Origin of the sequence: Microbacterium sp. NPDC077663 (assembly GCF_044542795.1) — a bacterium.
Classification (GTDB): Bacteria; Actinomycetota; Actinomycetes; order Actinomycetales; family Microbacteriaceae; genus Microbacterium.
This window is the reverse complement of the sequence record NZ_JBITVE010000001.1, coordinates 1-16,564: the sequence shown is the minus strand read 5'-3', so window position 1 is coordinate 16,564 and position 16,564 is coordinate 1. Positions and strand designations below refer to the sequence as shown.

Below are 16,564 nucleotides of genomic sequence, written 5' to 3'. Positions count from 1 at the left end.
CCTGACCGGTCCTACTTCACCGGCACGAGCAGCGCCTCATCCTTGCCGGACTCGTTGTCGACGACCACCACCATCGCACCCAGCGGCTCCTGCGCTGCATACGCGGAGGCCTTGGTCGCGACGCTCACCGAGGTACGGCCGCCCTTGGGCACGATCTCGTACTGACCGTTGGTGACGGCGGGATCGTTCGGGTTGTACGTCGCGGTGCCCGTGAAGGCGTCGCTTCCGTCGGTCGTGAGGCTGAACGACTGCACCGTGTAGTCGAACGGCCCGGTGATCTTCAGGTCCGCGAGGTTCACCGGCAGCAGGATCGTGCTGCTGTCGGTGGGAGCCTGCGCGAGGTAGCCGCTCGGCGTGAGCGCACCCGTCTTGACGTTCTGCACGAACACCTCGGCGACGCCGTCGACCGCGCCGGTGCGGATGGCACCGGAGTCGTACGAGAACACCACCCAGTCCGGCGTGCCGTCACGGTTCGAGTCGATGACGACGTCGAACTCGTTGCTGGCGGCGTTGGACCACCGGGAGTGCGTGTTGACGGCGAAGACCGCCAGCTTGCCGCCGTTCGCGGTCGCGAACGACTGCACACCGGCGGCACGCAGGTCGTACCCGGTGTCGGCGATGGCCTTCGGGGCATCCTTCTTGTCCGACAGGCCCCACGTGTACACATCCGCCGCCGCGTCCAACGCACCCTTGCGGTTGTCCAGAGTGAGGGTGTGCTCGCCGTCGGCGACGCGGCCGCGCGTCGTGAGCTTGCCCTTCACCGTGACATCGCTGTTGGCGCGCGGAACGAGCAGGTACGGCACCCGCAGTGCCGACCCCGGCGCGGTGAACACGACATCGCCCGAGATCTCGGAGAACGAGAACTGGTCGTCGGCGCTGAGCGAACCCGGCACCGACGATGCGGAAGCCGAGACCGACACCCAGACGCTCGCGGTACGGCCCGGTCGGACCGTCACCTTCTTGGTGCTCGTCGTCACCTTCGCCTTCAGCGACTGCGGCGACGCCTTCGTGGAGACCGTGAAGGTGACGCTCTTCTTGCCGTCGTTGCGGACGGTGACCTTCTTCGTGCCGCCGAGGGCGCCCGTCGATTCGTCGAACCCGAAGCTCAGCGCAGCCTCGCGCACACGACCGCTGTCGGTGCGGAAGCTGTCGCCGGTGGCGGTCACCGTCGTGTTCACCGCCTGGGCGGTGTCGACGAGACCGACACCGCCGCGGGTCGGGTCGACGTCTGCGATGCCGTCCGGATCGGCCGTCGACACGATCGCCGCCGAGATGCGCTCGGTGTCCCACGTGGGGTGCGCCTGCACGGTCAGTGCGGCGACACCGGCGACGTGCGGAGCGGCCATCGATGTGCCCGAGAGCACCGACGAGTCGCTGCCGGTACCGACCGCGACCGACGAGATCGACACACCCGGAGCCGCGACGTCCGGGCTGATCGAGCTGTCACCGCTGCGCGGGCCCGACGAGCTGAACGAGGCGTAGTCGCGGAACGCCGGGTTGGCGATCTCCGCGGCCTGCACGGCGACGGTCGCACCGTCCGTGAAGGCTGCGCCGTCGGAGAGGCGGACGCCGAAGAACGGGATGGTGACCTCGAACGGCGTGCCGTCGTCGGGGTTCTCCGTGATGACACCCTCGTACGGGGGCAGATCGTTCGTGGAGTTCACCATGACGACCGCTGCGGCTCCGGCCTGCTGGCCGAAGATCGGCTTGGCCGCGCGTGCGCACGTGCCGCGCTGGACGACCGCGATCTGGCCGCCGCCCTCGGTGATGCCGACGCGAGTGTAATCGGATGCCGCGCACCCGAGGGCCTCGTTGGCGGTCGTCGCGGGGTCGTCGGTCAGTCGGACGACCGTCAGCTCGCCGACGTCGTCGAGGGCGGCGCCGTTCGCGTTGATCGCTTCGACCTTTTGGCCGCCGACCGTGAGATGGGCGCCGGGGAAGGACGCGGTGCTGTCGACGGCCGAGACCGCGATGACCCCGTCGCCGCTGCCGGGCGAGCCGGTCAGGTAGGGACTCGGCCCGGAGTTGCCGGCCGAGGCCACGACGACGACGCCCGCGCCGACCGCGTTCGCTGCGGCGACGGCGCTCGGGTCGTCACCGCGCCCGAACGACGAGCCGAGGGACATGTTGATGACGTCCATCCCGTTGTCCACGGCCCAGTCGATGGCCTGGATGGTGGCGTCGGTCGAACCGTCGCAGCCGAAGACGCGCAGGGCGTAGAGGTCGGCTTCGGGGGCGACACCCGGTCCGACGCGGAAATCGACCGACGGCGTCGACTCGTCGTACGGACCGGTGTACGTCTTCCCGTCCGCGGTGACACCCGACCCGCCGGTCGTGCCGGCGACGTGGGATCCGTGACCCTCGCAGTCCAGGGGGTTCACGTCGGGCTTCGGGATCAGCGCGTCCCCGGTTCCACCCGCGTCGTAGTCGTCACCGACGAAGTCGTAGCCACCCTTGACGCGCGGAGCGGTGGGGCCGAACAGCTTCGGGTCGGCGGCCGTGTCGGATGCCGCCGCAGCCTTCTCGTATGCCTCGACCGTTCCCGGTCCGCCGAAGCCGGCGTGCGTGTAGTCGATGCCCGTGTCGATGATCGCGACCTTGACGTTCTCGCCGGTGTACCCGGTGCTCTGCCACACCGACGGGACGCCGAGGAACGGCACGGACACGGAGTTGTCGAGCTCGTGCGTCACGACGGGGTGCACCGCGACGACGCCGGGGAGAGCGGCGACGTCGTCGAGCTCCGCGGCCGGCACGGAGGCCTGGATGCCGTTGTAGGCGGACTGCATCTGCGCGCGGATCTTGCCACCGCGCTGAGTGATGCCGCCGCGGATCGCGTCCTGCGCCGCTTTCAGGTCCTTCTTCACGTCGGTGCGCTCGGTCTTGCTGAGCGAGCGTCCCTCCTCGGCTTCGACGACCGCGACGGGGTCGCCCTCCATCTCGATGACGACCGAGACCTGCCGATCGGGATCGATCGACGCCGCCGAGATGGCGCTGTCGAGAGCACCGGTCGACGTACTGCGGTCGAACCGCGCGGTGGGATCGTCGTCCGGCGTTGCGGCGAGAGCCGCGGTCGTGGGCAGTGAGAGCGCGAGGACGCCCGCAACCGCCAGGATGCGTCGGTGCAAGGGGGACCGCCTTTCCTTCTGGGAAGAGCGCTCGGCTGGCTTGGGCGGGATCCGATCGGACGCCGCAGCCGAGGCTGATAGGAGGCTATGCACCCCCTGACGGTTCCCCAAGAGGCAGATGCGCAGATGAGAGGATCCTCACCTGCCGCGCGTCAGGCGATGCGGGTTCCCGGGGGCAACCGACGCGCCGGCGTACGGGTTCGGTTCCCGGCCCACCAGAGGAGGAGTGCCGCGCCGATCACCTGCACCCCGAGCCCGACGAACCAGCTGGGCACGGTCGACGCGATGATCTCCTCGGGGGTGGGTCCGTCGTTCTGCTGGACGGCGCAGTCGCTGTACGAACTGACGGGCTCCGGTGCCACCTGCGCCTGCCGGACGGAGTACTTCGTCCACCCGAAGAGGTCGTCCGGGCTGCCGTAGCGATCGAATGTCGACGGCGTCGCGTCGGCGAGGATCACGAAAGGGTTCGCCGCCAGGATCCACCAGAAGTAATCGAACCGGGGCACCTCGTACACGGTGCTCTCCCAGTCGCCGCAGACCCACTCCTCGGGGTCGTTCGCGCAGGTCGAGGATCCGTCTTGGCAGAGGGGCGCTCCGGTCTCGTCGTACTGCGCGGATTGATAGCGGTCCTCCCGCTCCGTCCGCACGCTCGCCCCGAGCAGCCCGAACGCGATGAGGGTCCCGATCGTCAGCGCGGCGACCACCAGATAGGTCGTCGCGACGGAGAAGAGGGGCCGGGCGAGGATGCCGCTGAACGCGGTGCCGAGGGCGGCCACGACCCCCGCCTCCACGACGAGCACCGCCGCCGAGACGACGACGGCGAGCGGGTTGATTCCGCCGCCGAACGTCGCGATCACCAGGAACGGCACGGCCACGACCGCGAAGGCGAGCCCGGTGAGCCACGCCGCGAGGAACTTGCCGACGACGATCTCCGATGTCGTCGCCTGGGTGACCTGCAGCGGCGCGAGGGTCGCGGCATCCCGATCACCGTTGATGGAGTTGCCGCTGAGGGTCGGCGAGACGAGCACGACGAGCAGCAGCGTCACGAAGACGACCACCGAGTAGACCGCGGGGCCCGAGTCGTCCTGCCCCGAGAACGACAGGAAGGCGAGAGCCGTCGTGCCCACCAGGATGAGCGCGAAGACTCCGAGGAGGACGTACCAGGAGACCGTCCTGATGCGCTGCGTCAGGTCGAGCCGGGCGATGGTCCACAAGCGCGAGAGGTTCATCGCGCACCTCCTTCGAGGTCGAGGAAGGTGTGTTCCAGGATGCCGCTGGCCGCGGAGAACTCCGCGACCGGGAGTCCCGCGGTCACGAGCGCCGCGAGACCCTGGGCCGCCGCCGCGTCGCCCGCGAAGCTCACGAGCAGGTCGCGTCGGTCGACCGGGAGGGTCGCGACGTCGAGGCCGAGAGCCTGCGCGACGGGGAGGGCGGCCGCCGTCGCATCCCGATCCGCGAGGCGGATCCGCCACGTCCGGGCGCGACCGGCGGCTGCGGCGACACGCTCGGAGCTCACCGTCTCGCCCTGCATCATGAAGACGGCGTCGTCGACGACCTCCTCAAGCTCGGAGAGGATGTGGCTCGAGACCAGCACGGTGCGCCCCTCAGCGGCGAGGGAACGCAGGAGCAGTCGCAGGTCGATGCGGGCCTGCGGGTCCAGACCCGAGGCCGGCTCGTCGAGGAGGAGGACCCGGGGGTCGTGCACCAGGGCGCGCGCCAGCCCGAGCCGTTGTTTCTGCCCTCGCGAGAGCACCCGGGCGGGGGCGTCGCCGAGGCTCTCGAGACCGACGGTGGCGAGCAGTTCTGCGGAGCGGGTGGCGGCCGTCGTCCGGTCGAGGCCGGAGAGCCGCCCCGTGACGGCGACCGTCTCGCGAGCCGACAGGGCGGGCCACGCCCCGAGGCTGTCGGGCATCCATCCGAGCTTGGCGCGCGCGGCGCCGGGATCGACGACCGGGTCGATCCCGGCGATCCGGATCGTGCCGACATCGGGGGCCAGGAGCGAGGCGAGCATCAGCAGCAGCGTCGTCTTACCGGCGCCGTTGGGCCCCACGAGACCCGTGACCGCGCCCTCGGGCGCCTGGAAGGTGACGCCGCGGACGGCGTGGACGTTCCCGAAGGACCGTCGCACCCCCTCGGCGACGATGCCGGCATCAGTCATACGGCTCACCCTAGGGGGCGGGGGTGACCTCGCGGGGAAGCGGTCGGCGGACCCGCAGGTTGGTGAGGCCGAACGTCAGCAGGAGTGCAGCCGCTGCGACCGGGGCCCACAGGGCGACGGCGGCGCCCGCCGACTCGGCGAGTGCGCCCACCACCATGCTCGCGAACGCCTGCCCGACGACCACGGCCGAGCCGAGCACCGCCATGACCGTGGCTTCGCGGCCGCGCGGCGACCTTGCGGCCGCGAGGGCGTAGATCGTCGCGAGCGTCGGACCGATCCCGCAGCCGGCGAGCGCGAGCGCCCAGCCCATCGACACCGCGCCGGTCGCTCCGGCCGCGAGCATCGCCCCGATCAGGAGCACGGCGGTGAAGCCGATCCACCGCCATGGCAGGGCGAATCTCCGAGGGAGCAGCCCCACCCCGAGCGCGAGGATCGCCGATCCGATGCCCATGATCCCGTACAGGATGCCGGTCTGCTCGGGGAATCCGCCCTCCGCCACGAAGGCCGTGAGCGAGGTCAGCATGGCACCGAAGAACAGGCCGGTCGCGAAGGTGCCCGCTGCGGCAACGAGGATGCCGGGACGCGCGACCGCGCGCGCCGGTTCGCGCTGCGCCGTGCCGTGGTCATGGACCGCCGTGCGCGCCGTGGGGTGGAGCGCGAAAGCGGTGACGAAGACGACCGTGAGGGCGGCGGCGGCGAGAACGGGCGCGGCGGGGGTGGTCGCGATCGCGACGACACCCACGAGGACCGGGCCGAAGACGAAGACGATCTCGTCCACCGCCGACTCGTATCCCATTGTCGACTCCTGGAGCCGGCCGCGGGCACCGGCATCCAGCCCCATGCGGTCGATCGCCCCGACCAGGCGGGCTCGCGACATCGGCGAGACCTGCGGTGCGGTGGCACCCGCGAGCGCCGAGACCGCCAGGAGCAGGCCGTCGGCGGTGTTTCCGTAGGCGACTGCGACCAGCGTGACGAGCACGGCGCTCTGGACGAGCGTCGCGAGCAGCAGCACCGGCCGCTGCCCCCAGCGGTCGGCCGCGGCGCCGATGAGAGGGCCGGTCGCGATCGTCCCGAGACCCACCATCGCCGAGGTGAGACCGCCGACGGCGAGGGACCCGCGCGCGTCCACCACCATTGTGAGGACGCCGACCACGATCATCGCGTACGGCAGTCGTGCGATCAGGGCGATCGCGAAGTAGCCGATGCCGACGGTGGCCGCGAGGGTGCGGATCGGGGTGTCGGGCGCGGTGACGCGCACCGGCGTCGAGTCGGTGAGGGGCATGTGTGAGAACCTCCGTGCAGACGAGGCGTCGTGCCGCCTTGACTCTCCACGGATCAGGTAGTTACACGGGGTGCTGGCGCACCGGCATCCATTCTACCGCGGCGAGCCTGAGTGTCCCGAGAAGACAGCGACTCCGAGGTCGGGGTGGTCGACGAAGACGCCGTCCACACCGGTCTCCGCGATCCGCCGCCACTCCCCTTGCCAGTCGCCGAGGTCGGCGTCAGCGCCCGCGCGCCGGAACTTCGGATCGAGGAACAGGTTCTCCGGGCGGCAGGTCCAGACGAAGACGTCGAGACCCCGCTCGTGAGCCCGCGCCACCACCGATGGATCCTCGAGGACGATCCGCTTGTCCAGGCTGATCCCGTCGACCTCCCGCGCGAGTCGATCGAGCCCGGCGGGGCTGAGCTGCTGCGCGTAGGTCGGCGCCCCCTCCCCCTGCGCGGCGGTGAGGTCGTAGGCGCTGCCCTCCGCCTCGAGCAGATAGACGAAGCGGCCGCGGATGCCGCGGTCCCGCAGCTCCCGCAGGATGCCCTGCTCGAACGACTCCACGATGAGCGGCCGCACACCCGTATCCCATCCGGCACCGCGCAGCTCGGCGGCCAGCAGCTCCGCCACGTCGAACCCGATCGACCCGAAATACGTCGCGTGCTTCACCTCGAGCACGACGCCGACCCGTCGCGTCTCGGCGGCATCGACGAGGTCGAGCAGGTCGCGCAACCGCAGGATCGGCTGTTCACCGTCGTGTTCGGCGCTCTGTGGCCGCAGCTGCGGCAGTCGCTCCCGGCATCGCAGCGTCGCGAGTTCCTCCCAGGTGAAGTCCTCGGTGAACCACCCGGTCAGCGGACCTCCATCGACGAGCTTCGTCGTGCGGCGATCGCGGAACTCGGGGTGGTCGGCGACGTCGGTGGTCGACCCGATCTCGTTCTCGTGACGGACGACGGCGACGCCGTCCGCGGTGAACACCACGTCGGGTTCGACGGCGTCGACTCCGACGGCGAGCGCACGCTCGTACGACGCGCGTGAGTGCTCGGGGAAGTACCCCGGTGCGCCGCGATGACCGATGACGAGCGGGGGGTTGGAGGGCATGCGGTCAGGGTACCCAGCGAGGATGACGCGACCCGCCGAGTGAGCCGCGGCAGAGGGGCCTCATAGTCCTCTCACAGCGGACGTCCGCACCCGCGGAAACACGGTCCGATACGCTGGATCGACAGCACAGCGCTGTGAGTCGACTTTTGGAGTGAGACACACAATGGCAGCGTCCGGCAATTTCGCCTTCAACAATCCGGTGTTCCAGGAGGATCAGCGCCGTCCCGGCCTGACTCCCCCTGCCGCCCCGACGAACTACTCGGCCGCCTCGCACCAGGCCGCCGACCTCGCCGCGAGCGCGCAGCTCGAGGGCATGTACGCGGCTCCCACCGCATCCTCCGCCGACACCGGCCGGATGACCGTCGAGGACACGGTCGTCAAGACGGCGGGCCTGTTCGGCATCCTGCTCGTCACCGCCCTCGTCGGGTGGTTCTGGACCCTCGGCGGGTCGCTCATGCCCACGCAGGTGGAGCCGGCGGATCTGACGATCATGCCGTGGATCATCGGCGCGCTCGTCGGGTTCGTCCTGGCCCTCGTGATCTCCTTCACGTCCCGCAAGAAGGTGCGCCCCGGTCTGGTCTGGGCGTACGCAGCGGCTGAGGGTCTCTTCGTCGGTGGCATCTCCGCCTACTTCGAGTTCATCTGGCCGGGTGTCGTCCTGCAGGCGACCATCGCGACCCTCGTGGTCGTGGGCGTGACCCTCGCCCTGTTCGCGAGCGGCAAGGTCCGCGTCAGCAAGAAGGCCAACAAGATCTTCATGATCGCGATGGTCAGCTACCTCGTGTTCGGCCTCGTCAACCTGGTCCTCATGTGGACCGGCGTCACGCAGGGGACGTTCGGCCTCTACAGCCAGGAGATCTTCGGCATCCCGCTGGGTCTGGTCATCGGCCTGCTGGTCGTGCTCATGGCGTCGTACTCGCTGGTGCAGGACTTCGACCTCGTGCAGCAGGGTGCCCGCAACGGCGCTCCGCGCGAGTTCGGGTGGATCGGCGCCTTCGGCATCATGGTGACGGTCGTCTGGCTGTACGTCGAGATCCTGCGCATCATCGCGATCCTGCGCGGCAACGACTGACCCGACTTCCACACACGAAGGCCGTCCGGGAGACCGGGCGGCCTTCGTCGTTGTCGGGTCCGGGCGCTACCGGCCGACCGTCGTCAGGAGGGCAGGCGGAGGACGGCGACGGTCCCGCGCGGCGCGTGCGCCTCGAGCGACACGGTCGCGCCGTAGGCCTCAGCCAAGGAGGCGGCGTTGGAGAGCCCGATACCCGTACCAGGGATGGCTGCGTCGTGCGCGTACGGGGCACGGTAGAAGCGATCGAACGCGTGCGCACGCTCCTGCTCGGTCATCCCCACACCCTCGTCCGCGATCGTCACGACGATCTCGCGGCCCTCCTCGTGGGCGGAGACCACGACGTCGCCGCCGCCCGCCGGGGTGAACTCGACCGCGTTGCGCAGCAGTTCCTCGAGGATCGACGCCAGGTCGCGGACAGCGATGCGCGCCGCGCGCTCGGGCATCGACCCGAGCTGGATGCGGATGCGGCGCTCACGGGCGCGGGCGGCGACCTCCGAGATGGCGTGCTTGACGACCGGACCGACGTGCGAGGCACCGGAGCGCGCTTCGACGTCGCGGGTGCTCTGACCTGCCGCGATGAGGCGCTCGACGAGACGCAGCAGTCGCTCCGCCGAGCGTTCGACAGCCTCCCAGCGCTCCGTTTCGGCCGATTCGTTCATGAGGGCGATGTCGGTGTGGCCGAGGATCACCGTGAGCGGGGTACGGAATTCGTGACCGACCGTGCTGAGGAAACGGTCGCGGACCTCGACGGCGCCCACGAGCTCGGTGACGTCCTGCCCGACGACCACGATCCCGACCTCATCGCCACCGGCGACGACCGGACGCACGATCACCTGCAGCACGCGGCGGGGGTCGCCTCCGAACTCGACGGTGCGCGGGGCGGCGAAGTCCCCTGAGCGCACCCGCTCGACGAAGTCGGCCGAGGTGGCCTCGGCGGGCATCGAGGTGTCCGCCCGCCAGATGACCGAGAGGAAGCCGTCACGGTCGACCTCTTCGATACCCGACCGTCCGCTGATCTCGGCGGCGACGGCGTTCAGCAGGATCGGACGCCCATCCGGGCCGAAGACGGCGACGGCGTTGTCGGTGGCGTCGAGGGTCGCCCGCAGCATGGCGGTGTCGCGGCCCGACAGACGCAACGCGTGGTCGAGATCGTCCGACACGGCTTCCGTGTGGGCGCGCATGCGTGCGAGATCCCGCGCGATGAAGGTCACCGTCGCCGCGATGAGCCCTGCGATGATCGGCAGAGCGATGACCGATACGACATCGGCCGCGTCTCGGAATCCGCCATCCCGAACCGTCTGTATCAGCGGTCCGAGAACGGTCAGGAGGACTCCGGCGACGACTGTGGCGGGCGGGAAGGCGAAGGCGAGCCAGCCGAGCGGGAAGATCACCAGAAGACCTGCCGCGGGCAGGACCTCCACGCCGGCGTCGCGCAGGGGGACGCAGGCGAGGATCTGCACCAGCGGGATGGCGGCCAACCACTCGGTGTGACGCGTCGGCTGAACCAGCCAGACCGCCGTCATCGCTGCGGTGCTGAGGACGATGACCCCGAAGCCGGCGAGGAGCAGGGGGGTGATGCGGCTGCTGTCGATCGTGCCCAGGATGAGCACCACGATGAGGGTCGAGATGGCCAGCACGAACTGCGCGTACGGCTGTGTACGCGGACGCTCGATCAACGCCTCACCCCCTCCTCAGACGGCGGTGCAGAAAGGGGCAGAGGCCCGGGCTCACTCTGGTCGCGGTGGAGCCGCCGTGTCAAGGGCCGGCTCCGCACACGGTCACCGGGGCATCCCCCGCGACTCACTCCCATTCGATGGTCCCCGGGGGCTTCGACGTGACGTCGAGCACCACCCGGTTGACCTCGCGCACCTCGTTCGTGATGCGGTTACTGATCTTCGAGAGCACGTCGTAGGGCAGACGGGTCCAGTCCGCTGTCATCGCGTCTTCGCTCGAGACGGGCCGGAGGACGATCGGATGCCCGTAGGTGCGCCCATCCCCCTGCACCCCCACCGAGCGGACGTCCGCGAGAAGCACGACGGGGCACTGCCAGATCTCGCCGTCGAGGCCCGCCTTCGTCAGCTCGGCGCGCGCGATGGCGTCGGCGTCACGCAGGATCTCGAGACGGTCAGCGGTGACCTCGCCCACGATGCGGATTCCGAGGCCTGGCCCCGGAAAGGGCTGACGCCCGACGATGGCCTCGGGCAGTCCCAGCTCGCGGCCGATCGCGCGGACCTCGTCCTTGAACAGGGTCCGCAGCGGTTCCACGAGCTCGAACTGGAGGTCTTCGGGGAGCCCGCCGACGTTGTGGTGGCTCTTGATGTTCGCCGTGCCCGCACCGCCGCCGGACTCGACGACGTCGGGGTACAGAGTGCCCTGCACGAGGAAGCCGATGGGGTCGCCATCCGCCGCGGCCTCGGCGATGAGGTCGGACTGGACCTTCTCGAAGGCGCGGATGAACTCGCGTCCGATGATCTTGCGCTTCTGCTCGGGGTCGCTCACGCCGGCCAGAGCATCGAGGAACGTCTCGCGCGCATCGACCGTGATGAGCCGCACGCCGGTCGAGGCGACGTAGTCGTTCTCGACCTGCTCGCGCTCACCCTTGCGGAGCAGCCCGTGATCGATGAAGACGGCGGTCAACTGGTCACCGACGGCCTTGTGCACGAGAGCCGTGGAGACGGCGGAGTCGACACCGCCGGACAGGGCGGAGATGACGCGACCTGAACCCACCTGCGCCCGGATCTTTTCGACCTGCTCAGCGATGACGTTGTCGCTGTTCCAGTCCGCGGGGAGGCCCGCGGCCTTGTGCAGGAAGTTCTCCAGCACGCGCTGACCGTGGTCGGAGTGCTTGACCTCGGGATGCCACTGCACGCCGTACAGCTTGCGTGCGTCGTTCGCGAAGGCGGCCACGGGGGTCGCAGCGGTCCGGGCGAGGACCTCGAAACCGTCAGGAGCCGCGCTGACCTGGTCGCCGTGACTCATCCAGACGTTCTGATCGACGGGCTGCCCAGCGAGCAGGACGTTGTCGGTGACGATCGTGGCATCCGTCGCGCCGTACTCGCGGAGACCGGTGTTCGCGACCTCGCCGCCGAGGGTCTTCGCCATGACCTGGAAGCCGTAGCAGATGCCGAGGGTCGGGACGCCGAGGTCGAAGACAGCGGAGTCCAGCTGCGGGGCGCCCTCCTCGTACACCGAGGACGGCCCGCCCGAGAGGATGATCCCGACGGGGTTCTTCTCGGCGATCTCCGCGGCGGTCGCGGTGTGCGGCACCAACTCGCTGTAGACGCCGGCCTCGCGGACGCGCCGGGCGATCAGCTGCGCGTACTGGGCGCCGAAGTCGACGACCAGCACGGGGCGCTGGGAGGTTTCGGTCTGCTCTGTCACCGGGTCTCCGTGGGGGTTTCGAGGGGGACGGATGCGGCGGCTTCCCGCGCGGACAGGTACTCCCTGACCTCGCGGGCGACCTTCGCCTCCATGAAGAACGACAGCAGGGGCACGATGCCGCCGAGCGCCAGCACGATGAAGCGCGGGAAGCGCCACCGCATGAGGCTCCAGACGCGGAAGCATGCGAAGAGGTACACGACGTAGAACCAGCCGTGGACGATGAGGATCGCGAGCGAGATGTTGACGCCGTCGCCGGTGGAGACGATGTCGCACTCATTCGTCATGGGGACGAAAAGGGAGTACCACTGGCAGTCGGGGCTCGGGATGGCGGTGGCGAACCACAGCAGCCCCCCGGAACCGCCGGCAAAGAGCTCGACGTGGATCGGCGTGTACTTGAGGACCATCTCGGCGACCAGCAGGAGCAGGCCGACACCGGTGATGATCGATGCGATCTGGTAGAACCGCAGGGCGCCACGGATCGCCGGGAAAGAGGCGAGTTTGGGCTGAACGGGCATGGCTTCCAGTCTACGGGCGCGGCGGGGACTGCTCGGTGCCGTCGGGGTCGCCCACGAGGGCCTCGACCTCCTTCTCCCAGGCGTCCCGCGCGAGTCGGTACCACATGTAGAAGGCGAAGCCGGCGAAGACCGCCCACTCGATGGCGTAGAAGATGTTCAGCCAGTTGACCGAGGAGAGCTCGGTCGGCGCGGGCGAGTGGATCCGCTCCAGCCCCCCGAACGCGTCGGCCGAGACGAGGAACGGACGATAGACGTCGAGTCCCCCGATGTCGCTCCACTGCGAGAGCAGCGCCGCGGGCGACATGGCCGCGATCTCGAACGGGTCGGCATTACGGGGCGGCTCCTTGGCACCTTCGTCGGAGATGAGGCGACCGGTCAGCGTCACATCCTGAGGCGGTGCGTCGCTCAGCGCGGATGCCGCCGCATCCGCCGCGTCTCGATCCGGCGTGAACCCGACCGCCACCGCAAGCGAGGTGGGGCCTTCCACCCCGGCCGTCGCCGGGTCGACGCGGAACTGCCCCGCGACCCAGTACCCGGGCGTGCCGTCGTCATAGCGGGAGGTGACGACCCGGAAGTCACCCGCTACGAAGGAGCCGCTCACCTCGACGCGCTGGCCGACCAGGGGCTCGGGAAGGTAGGCGCCCGGTGCCACCACGTCGCCCAGCGGGCGGACCTCTTCGGTCATCCCCGCGGGAGGCGGGTCGGTGTCGATCGCGTTCCCCAGCTGCCACTGTCCGAGCCAGGCGAAGATCCCGGCGACGAGCAGGGCGAGGCCCAGCATCCCGATCCAGAACGGACGCGTCATGACCTCCCGCAGCGTCGGCGGGAAGACGTCGGGGAGGTCGTCGACGGCGGGGGTTGCGGTCATCAGTGCGACGAGGCGTACGGCGCGACGACGACCTCGACGCGCTGGAACTCCTTGAGATCCGAGTAGCCGGTGGTCGCCATCGACTTCCGCAGCGCCCCGATGAGGTTCGCCGTGCCGTCGGCGACGGGGGCGGGGCCGTAGAGGATCTCCTCGAGCGGCGACACCTGACCGACCTCGACGCGAGTGCCGCGCGGCAGCTTGGCGTGGTGCGCCTCGGGTCCCCAGTGGAAGCCGCGACCGGGGGCGTCGGTCGCCCGCGCGAGGGCGACGCCGAGCATCACCGCGTCGGCGCCCATCGCGAGCGCCTTGACGATGTCACCCGACGTGCCGACACCGCCGTCGGCGATGACGTGGACGTAGCGGCCGCCCGACTCGTCGAGGTAATCGCGGCGCGCGCCGGCGACGTCGGCGACGGCCGTCGCCATCGGCGCGTGGAGGCCCAGTGTGGCGCGGGTCGTGGATGCCGCTCCCCCGCCGAATCCGACGAGTACGCCCGCAGCGCCGGTGCGCATGAGGTGGAGGGCGGCCGTGTAGGTCGCCGCGCCGCCCACGATGACGGGGACGTCGAGGTCGTAGATGAACTTCTTGAGGTTGAGCGGCTCGTCGACACTGGACACGTGTTCCGCCGACACGGTCGTGCCGCGGATCACGAACAGGTCGACGCCGGCGGCGACGACGGTCTCGTACAGCTCCTGTGTGCGCTGCGGGGTGAGCGCTCCGGCGACCGTGACGCCCGCCGCGCGGATCTCGGCGAGGCGGTCACGTACGAGCTCGGGCTTGATCGGCGCGGAGTAGAGCTCCTGCATACGACGCGTGGCGCCGTCGGCGGGGAGCGCAGCGATCTCGGCGAGGAGCGGCTCGGGGTCGTCGTACCGGGTCCACAGCCCCTCGAGGTCGAGGACGCCGAGACCGCCGAGCTGGCCGAGCATGATCGCCGTGCGCGGGCTCATGACCGAGTCCATCGGGGCGCCGAGGACCGGGATGCCGAAGCTGTAGGCATCGATCGACCAGGCGGTCGAGACGTCCTCGGGGTTGCGCGTGCGCCGCGAGGGCACGACGGCGATGTCGTCGAAGGCGTACGCGCGGCGTGCGCGCTTCGCGCGGCCGAGCTCGATTTCCATGGTCACCGTCCCAGCCTACCGTCGGGGCTTGACCGCTGCCCCGCCCGCTCACCGGGCGCGCGTGACACGCCGCTCGTCCCAGACCGGTTGATCCGACTCGTAGACGGTCCCGTCCGCACCGAACACGAGGAACCGATCGAAGGACCGGGCGAACCAGCGGTCGTGGGTGACGGCGAGCACGGTCCCCTCGAAGGAGGTCAGCGCATGCTCGAGCGCTTCGGCCGACACCAGGTCGAGGTTGTCGGTCGGCTCGTCCAGAAGCAGCAGTGTCGCACCCGACAGTTCGAGCAGGAGGATCTGGAAGCGCGCCTGCTGCCCGCCCGAGAGACTCTCGAATCGCTGCTCCGCCTGTGCGACCAACCCATACCGATCGAGCGCGGAGCTGGCCGCGTCGCGAGGCATGCCGGCCCGCCGATCGTCGCCTCGGTGCAGGATGTCGAGCAGCGAGCGCCCCGTGAACTCCGGATGCCGGTGGGTCTGCGCGAACCAGCCGGGCACGACGCGTGCGCAGAGGGTCGCGACCCCGGCGTGCGCCACCGGTTCGAGCGCCGCGCCGGCCGCCGTGACGTGGCCGAGAAGCCCGTCCGGATCCGACCCGCCCCCGGCGAGGAGGCGCAGGAAGTGGGACTTTCCCGATCCGTTGGATCCGAGGACAGCGACACGGTCACCGAACCACACCTCGAGGTCGAACGGGCGCATGAGCCCGGTCAGCTCCAGCTGATCGGCGATCACCGCCCGCTTGCCCGTGCGGGCTCCGCGCAGCCGCAGATCCAGCTTCTGCTCGACAGGTCGTTCCTCGGGCGGGCCGGATTCCTCGAATCGCCGGAGCCGTGTCTGGGCGGCCCGGTATCGCGAGGCGAAGTCGTCGCTCGCGGCCGCCTTGACCTTCATGTCCGCGACGAACTTCTTCAGCTTCGCGTGCTCCTCGTCCCACCGCCTGCACAGCTCGTCGAGGCGGGACATCCGATCCTCGCGCGCCCGGTGGTACGTTCCGAAGGCACCGCCGTGGACCCAGGCCGTGCTGCCGGCGGCACCGGCCTCGAGGGTCACGATCCGGTCGGCGGCGCGGGCCAAGAGTTCCCGGTCGTGGGAGATGAGAAAGACGGTCTTCGTCGTCTCGCGCAGCTGCTCCTCGAGCCAGCGCTTGCCGGGCACGTCCAGGTAGTTGTCGGGCTCGTCGAGGAGAAGGACATCGTCGCTCCCGCGCAGCAGCGCCTCCAGCGCGAGCCGCTTCTGTTCACCCCCGGACAGTGTCACGAGCTCCCGGAACCGGGCACGCTCGAACGGGATGCCGAGGGCCGCGATCGTGCAGGTGTCCCACACGGTCTCGTACTCATAACCGCCGGCATCCGCGTAGTCCGCGATCGCGGCGGCATACCGCATCTGTGCGTCGAGGTCATCGAGCTCGATGAGTGCGTTCTCCGCGTCGTCGAGCTCGCGGGCCGCGCTTCCGATACGTCGGGGCGCCACGGTGATGAGGAGGTCGTGCACCGTCTGGCCCGGCAGGCCGTGACCGATGAACTGGTCCATCACGCCGAGCGAACCATCGATCGTCACGGTACCGCCGCGTGGGCGCAGCTCGTCTCGGATGATGCGCAGCAGCGTTGTCTTCCCGGCACCGTTCTGACCGATGAGGGCCGTGGTCGAGGCGGAAGGGACGCGGAAGACGACGTCGTCGAGAAGGGGGCTCCCGTCGGGAAGTGTGTAGGAGACGTTCTGCGCGTCGATGTGTGCCACGATGATCGGTCCTTCCGCCCCGAAGGCGGAGCCGACCAGCCTATCGAAGACGCACCCGAGAGACGAAATGGGTCAGAAACCACGAAAGCCCCGACCAGCATTGGTCGGGGCTTTCGATCGAAAGAAGTCCGGCGGTGTCCTACTCTCCCACAGGGTCCCCCCTGCAGTACCATCGGCGCTGTGAGGCTTAGCTTCCGGGTTCGGAATGTGACCGGGCGT

General features: G+C 69.9%; 12 protein-coding genes and 1 rRNA gene. 1 reads left to right on the top strand and 12 read right to left on the bottom strand.

The window, feature by feature from the left end; genetic code table 11:
• Window positions 1-11: 11 nt before the first annotated feature.
• From ACIGEP_RS00065 to ACIGEP_RS00045, 5 genes are all read right to left on the bottom strand, one after another.
• Window positions 12-3,125 (bottom strand): S8 family serine peptidase, encoded by a 3,114-nt coding sequence (locus tag ACIGEP_RS00065; protein ID WP_396659590.1) that lies wholly within the window; start codon window positions 3,123-3,125, stop codon window positions 12-14.
• 152 nt (window positions 3,126-3,277) lie between these two features.
• Window positions 3,278-4,354 (bottom strand): ABC transporter permease, encoded by a 1,077-nt coding sequence (locus ACIGEP_RS00060; RefSeq protein ID WP_396659589.1) that lies wholly within the window; start codon window positions 4,352-4,354, stop codon window positions 3,278-3,280.
• Window positions 4,351-5,283: an ABC transporter ATP-binding protein gene (locus ACIGEP_RS00055; protein WP_396659588.1), complete on the bottom strand. Its 933-nt coding sequence runs from the start codon at window positions 5,281-5,283 to the stop codon at window positions 4,351-4,353. The genes ACIGEP_RS00060 and ACIGEP_RS00055 overlap by 4 nt, the downstream gene beginning before the upstream one ends.
• Window positions 5,284-5,293: 10 nt before the next feature.
• Complete coding sequence (locus ACIGEP_RS00050) at window positions 5,294-6,565, bottom strand: MFS transporter (RefSeq protein WP_396659587.1); 1,272 nt, start codon at window positions 6,563-6,565, stop codon at window positions 5,294-5,296.
• Between the two features lie 93 nt (window positions 6,566-6,658).
• On the bottom strand, window positions 6,659-7,651 hold the full coding sequence (locus tag ACIGEP_RS00045; RefSeq protein WP_396659586.1) for a glycerophosphodiester phosphodiesterase family protein: 993 nt from the start codon (window positions 7,649-7,651) through the stop codon (window positions 6,659-6,661).
• A 163-nt stretch (window positions 7,652-7,814) separates the two neighbouring features.
• On the opposite strand from ACIGEP_RS00045, the gene ACIGEP_RS00040 reads away from it, so the two are divergent.
• Window positions 7,815-8,723 (top strand): Bax inhibitor-1/YccA family protein, encoded by a 909-nt coding sequence (locus ACIGEP_RS00040; RefSeq protein WP_396660981.1) that lies wholly within the window; start codon window positions 7,815-7,817, stop codon window positions 8,721-8,723.
• A gap of 83 nt (window positions 8,724-8,806) precedes the next feature.
• On the opposite strand, the gene ACIGEP_RS00035 is transcribed toward ACIGEP_RS00040, so the two are convergent.
• The 7 genes from ACIGEP_RS00035 to rrf form a co-directional block, all read right to left on the bottom strand.
• On the bottom strand, window positions 8,807-10,399 hold the full coding sequence (locus ACIGEP_RS00035) for an ATP-binding protein (protein WP_396659585.1): 1,593 nt from the start codon (window positions 10,397-10,399) through the stop codon (window positions 8,807-8,809).
• A gap of 124 nt (window positions 10,400-10,523) precedes the next feature.
• Window positions 10,524-12,104, bottom strand: coding sequence for a glutamine-hydrolyzing GMP synthase (guaA, locus tag ACIGEP_RS00030; RefSeq protein WP_396659584.1), 1,581 nt, complete (start codon window positions 12,102-12,104; stop codon window positions 10,524-10,526).
• Window positions 12,101-12,619, bottom strand: coding sequence for a DUF3817 domain-containing protein (locus tag ACIGEP_RS00025; RefSeq protein WP_396659583.1), 519 nt, complete (start codon window positions 12,617-12,619; stop codon window positions 12,101-12,103). Before ACIGEP_RS00025 ends, guaA begins: the two co-directional genes overlap by 4 nt.
• 10 nt (window positions 12,620-12,629) lie before the next feature.
• Entirely contained in the window at window positions 12,630-13,487 is an 858-nt protein-coding gene (locus ACIGEP_RS00020; RefSeq protein ID WP_396659582.1) for an SURF1 family protein, read from the bottom strand.
• The gene (locus tag ACIGEP_RS00015) at window positions 13,487-14,608 is read right to left on the bottom strand and encodes a GuaB3 family IMP dehydrogenase-related protein (RefSeq protein ID WP_359918308.1); all 1,122 of its coding nucleotides are present in this window, start codon (window positions 14,606-14,608) and stop codon (window positions 13,487-13,489) included. The genes ACIGEP_RS00020 and ACIGEP_RS00015 overlap by 1 nt, the downstream gene beginning before the upstream one ends.
• A gap of 48 nt (window positions 14,609-14,656) precedes the next feature.
• On the bottom strand, window positions 14,657-16,345 hold the full coding sequence (locus tag ACIGEP_RS00010; RefSeq protein WP_396659581.1) for an ABC-F family ATP-binding cassette domain-containing protein: 1,689 nt from the start codon (window positions 16,343-16,345) through the stop codon (window positions 14,657-14,659).
• Window positions 16,346-16,471: 126 nt separating this feature from the next.
• A 5S ribosomal RNA gene (gene rrf / locus ACIGEP_RS00005) occupies window positions 16,472-16,564 on the bottom strand; the annotation flags it as partial.

What these genes read in the sequence shown, in the direction of transcription:
- ACIGEP_RS00060 (WP_396659589.1), bottom strand. Translation starts at nt 4,354, where the DNA reads ATGAACCTCTCGCGCTTGTGGACCATCGCCCGGCTCGACCTGACGCAG.
- ACIGEP_RS00055 (WP_396659588.1), bottom strand. Translation starts at nt 5,283, where the DNA reads ATGACTGATGCCGGCATCGTCGCCGAGGGGGTGCGACGGTCCTTCGGG.
- ACIGEP_RS00050 (WP_396659587.1), bottom strand. Translation starts at nt 6,565, where the DNA reads ATGCCCCTCACCGACTCGACGCCGGTGCGCGTCACCGCGCCCGACACC.
- ACIGEP_RS00045 (WP_396659586.1), bottom strand. Translation starts at nt 7,651, where the DNA reads ATGCCCTCCAACCCCCCGCTCGTCATCGGTCATCGCGGCGCACCGGGG.
- ACIGEP_RS00040 (WP_396660981.1), top strand. Translation starts at nt 7,815, where the DNA reads ATGGCAGCGTCCGGCAATTTCGCCTTCAACAATCCGGTGTTCCAGGAG.
- ACIGEP_RS00025 (WP_396659583.1), bottom strand. Translation starts at nt 12,619, where the DNA reads ATGCCCGTTCAGCCCAAACTCGCCTCTTTCCCGGCGATCCGTGGCGCC.
- ACIGEP_RS00020 (WP_396659582.1), bottom strand. Translation starts at nt 13,487, where the DNA reads ATGACCGCAACCCCCGCCGTCGACGACCTCCCCGACGTCTTCCCGCCG.
- ACIGEP_RS00015 (WP_359918308.1), bottom strand. Translation starts at nt 14,608, where the DNA reads ATGGAAATCGAGCTCGGCCGCGCGAAGCGCGCACGCCGCGCGTACGCC.